Consider the following 2,560-nt stretch of genomic DNA (forward strand, 5'->3'; position numbering starts at 1 on the left):
CCTGCCTGGTCTCGACGCCCAAGGGCATCAGCAACAACTGCCTGAAGGCCGTCGACGATGCGGGGTATCGCTGATGCGCGCGAACGGGCTCACCATCGCGGGACTGGGCATCGCGCTGGGCTTCGTCCTACTCACCGGCATTGCACGCGCGCAGACCCCCGCACCAACCCGCGACGACATCGTCGCCAGGCTGAACCGTTTCGAGCAGGCCGCCGAGATCGATCTTCCCGCCCTGAAGCAGCAGGTGATGGAGCGCGCCAAGACCAGGATCAAGAACGATCCCGGCCCAGTGAACCGGCCCCTGATCGCACCTGACCTCGCCAGGCTGCCCGCCTTCAACGCGCAGATCCAGTTCGACGCCGACACGCCGATCATCCAGCCGGTCTCCTACCAGACCGTCGGCCGCATCGCGGACGCGCTAGTGCACGCCTCACTGCTGCCCTACACGTTCCTGATCGTCGGCCACGTTGAATCAAACTCGAAGACGCGCGAGGCCAATGCGATCCTGAGCCAGCGCCGGGCCGACGCAATCCGCGACGTGCTGGTCAACACGTTCAAGATCTCGACCAAGCGACTGCATCCGATCGGACTCGGCGAGGAGCAGTTTCTCGACCGGGCCAAGCCGACCTCCGCCGTCAACGGCCAGCTGCAGATCATGACCTATGCCAAGCTGCCGGAGGAGGCGCCGCATCCGGCTGCGGCACCTGCGCCTGCGGCGAAAAAACCCGCCAAGAAGCGCTGAGCCGGCGCGGCTTGCGCGTCGACGGAACCTGTTGAAGTCCTGAGCTTTTGTGACCTGTCTCACAGCGCGTCCGCGCGGTTTCGGGCGACAATAGTGCCGGTTTGTGCACCGTCCTATCAGGTGCTATAGCCTCTCTTCGCCCTTCCCCGAACCCGTGCCGCATGAGACCGAAATGGGTGGCTTTTTCCAGCGCCAACTTGCCGTCTACGTCGAGTATCATCGCGATCCCCGGAACACGGCGATGCATGTGGTCGGAATCCTGCTGCTGTTCACCGGCGCCGTACTGCCGCTGACGCTGGTCAAGGTTCCGTTGTTCGGCTTCGACGTCAGCCTGGCGGTGATCCTGGCCGCGCCGGTGCTGATCTATTGGCTCCTGCTCGACGTGGCGCTCGGGCTCGGCATCCTGGCAGTATCGGTCGTGCTATTTGCGGTTGCGACGACCATCGCGTCGCAAGTCGGCACCGCGACGCTGTGGGCGATTTTCGCCGCGCTGGTGGTGCTCGGCCTCGCCGCCCAGACCATCGGCCACAAGGTTTTTGAGGGCCGCGAAGCCTCGCTATTCACATTTCCTTCGCATCTTTTGCTTGGACCGATGTTCGTGATGGCGAAATTATTCATCGCACTGGGCTTCCGTCGCGACCTTGCCGCGATTCTGGCGCCTCTTCCGGCCAATTCCTTTTCGACCCGATAACTCCAAAAGCGAAACAGCAACCTTCTGCATGGCTCTCGTCCTGGTTACCGGTGGCAGTGGCTTCATCGGACATCATCTCGTAGAAGCGCTCTGCGCCCGCGGGCAGCAGGTTCGCGTTCTCGATGTCCGTGCGCCGACAGGAGCGAATGCGGACGTTGAACACGTTCAGGGCTCGGTGCTGGACGGCGCCGCGGTCGATGCTGCGCTCGCCGGTGTCGATCAGGTCTATCACCTCGCAGGCCTGCCCGGCATGTGGGCTGCCGACAAGCACGATTTCCACGAGGTCAATTGCCGCGGCACCGAAATCGTGCTCGGAGCGGCGATGAAGCGCGGGGTGTCGCGGTTCCTGCACTGCTCGACCGAGTCGATCCTGTTCCCCTATTCCGACCTCAAGGGCGTTCCCGCCGAAGAGGCGCTGCAGCCGGCCGAGGCAATGCCCGGTGCCTATACGCGATCGAAGGCGCTTGCCGAGCATCATGCCGCCAAGGCGGCGGCCGCGGGGTTCCCGCTCGTGATCGGCACGCCGACCATGCCGATCGGCGCCGCCGACAACAATCTGACGCCGCCGACCGCGATGCTCTGGTACTTCCTCCAGAAGAAGGTGCAGCCGCATCTCAACTTCCTGGTCAATCTGGTCGACGTCCGCGACGTCGCCCTGGGCCTCGTGCTGACCATGGAACGGGGCCGCCTCGGCCAACGCTACATTCTCGGCGGCGATTGCGTTCCGCTCGGGCGCATCCTGCGCATGATGGCGGTGATGGCGGGCCGCCGGCAGTTTCCAGTCGTCGTGCCCGGCAAGATCGCCGAGCTCTCCGCCATCATGCTCGAATACATCGCCGATCACGTCACGCACCGGCCTCCCAACGGCACCGCCGAGGGCGTCCGCATCGCGCTCGCCGCCAGCGATCTTTCGATCGGCAAGGCGCGCACCGAGCTCGGCTATTCGCCGCGCCCGATCGAACCGGTCTTGCGCGAAACCATCACCCATCTGCTCGCCCGCAACGGACAGCAGGCCTCCGGCGCCATCAAGCATCACGCGCTCTCCTCGCGCGCGAGCTGAAGCCGCCGCTTCAAACGCAAAGAACCTTCATGCCCTTCGATTTCAACAAGCTTCTTTCTGTCGCCTG

General features: G+C 64.4%; 3 protein-coding genes. All 3 read left to right on the top strand.

Translation table 11 applies throughout. The annotated features are described in order from the left end of the window. Positions 1-73: 73 nt before the first annotated feature. The 3 genes from JHD07_RS19745 to JHD07_RS19755 all read left to right on the top strand — a co-directional run bounded on the left by JHD07_RS19745 (position 74) and on the right by JHD07_RS19755 (position 2,493). Positions 74-742 (top strand): OmpA family protein, encoded by a 669-nt coding sequence (locus tag JHD07_RS19745; protein WP_291624936.1) that lies wholly within the window; start codon positions 74-76, stop codon positions 740-742. Between the two features lie 172 nt (positions 743-914). Beyond that, on the top strand, positions 915-1,433 hold the full coding sequence (locus tag JHD07_RS19750; protein WP_291624912.1) for an Mpo1-like protein: 519 nt from the start codon (positions 915-917) through the stop codon (positions 1,431-1,433). Between the two features lie 28 nt (positions 1,434-1,461). Next, positions 1,462-2,493, top strand: a complete 1,032-nt coding sequence (locus tag JHD07_RS19755; protein WP_291624914.1) for an NAD-dependent epimerase/dehydratase family protein — start codon at positions 1,462-1,464, stop codon at positions 2,491-2,493. The last annotated feature ends 67 nt before the right edge of the window (positions 2,494-2,560 follow it).

Source organism: Bradyrhizobium sp., assembly GCF_016462955.1.
Classification (GTDB): Bacteria; Pseudomonadota; Alphaproteobacteria; order Rhizobiales; family Xanthobacteraceae; genus Bradyrhizobium.

Coding starts and splice junctions, on each gene's coding strand:
- JHD07_RS19745 (WP_291624936.1), top strand. CDS start 74: ATGCGCGCGAACGGGCTCACCATCGCGGGACTGGGCATCGCGCTGGGC.
- JHD07_RS19750 (WP_291624912.1), top strand. CDS start 915: ATGGGTGGCTTTTTCCAGCGCCAACTTGCCGTCTACGTCGAGTATCAT.
- JHD07_RS19755 (WP_291624914.1), top strand. CDS start 1,462: ATGGCTCTCGTCCTGGTTACCGGTGGCAGTGGCTTCATCGGACATCAT.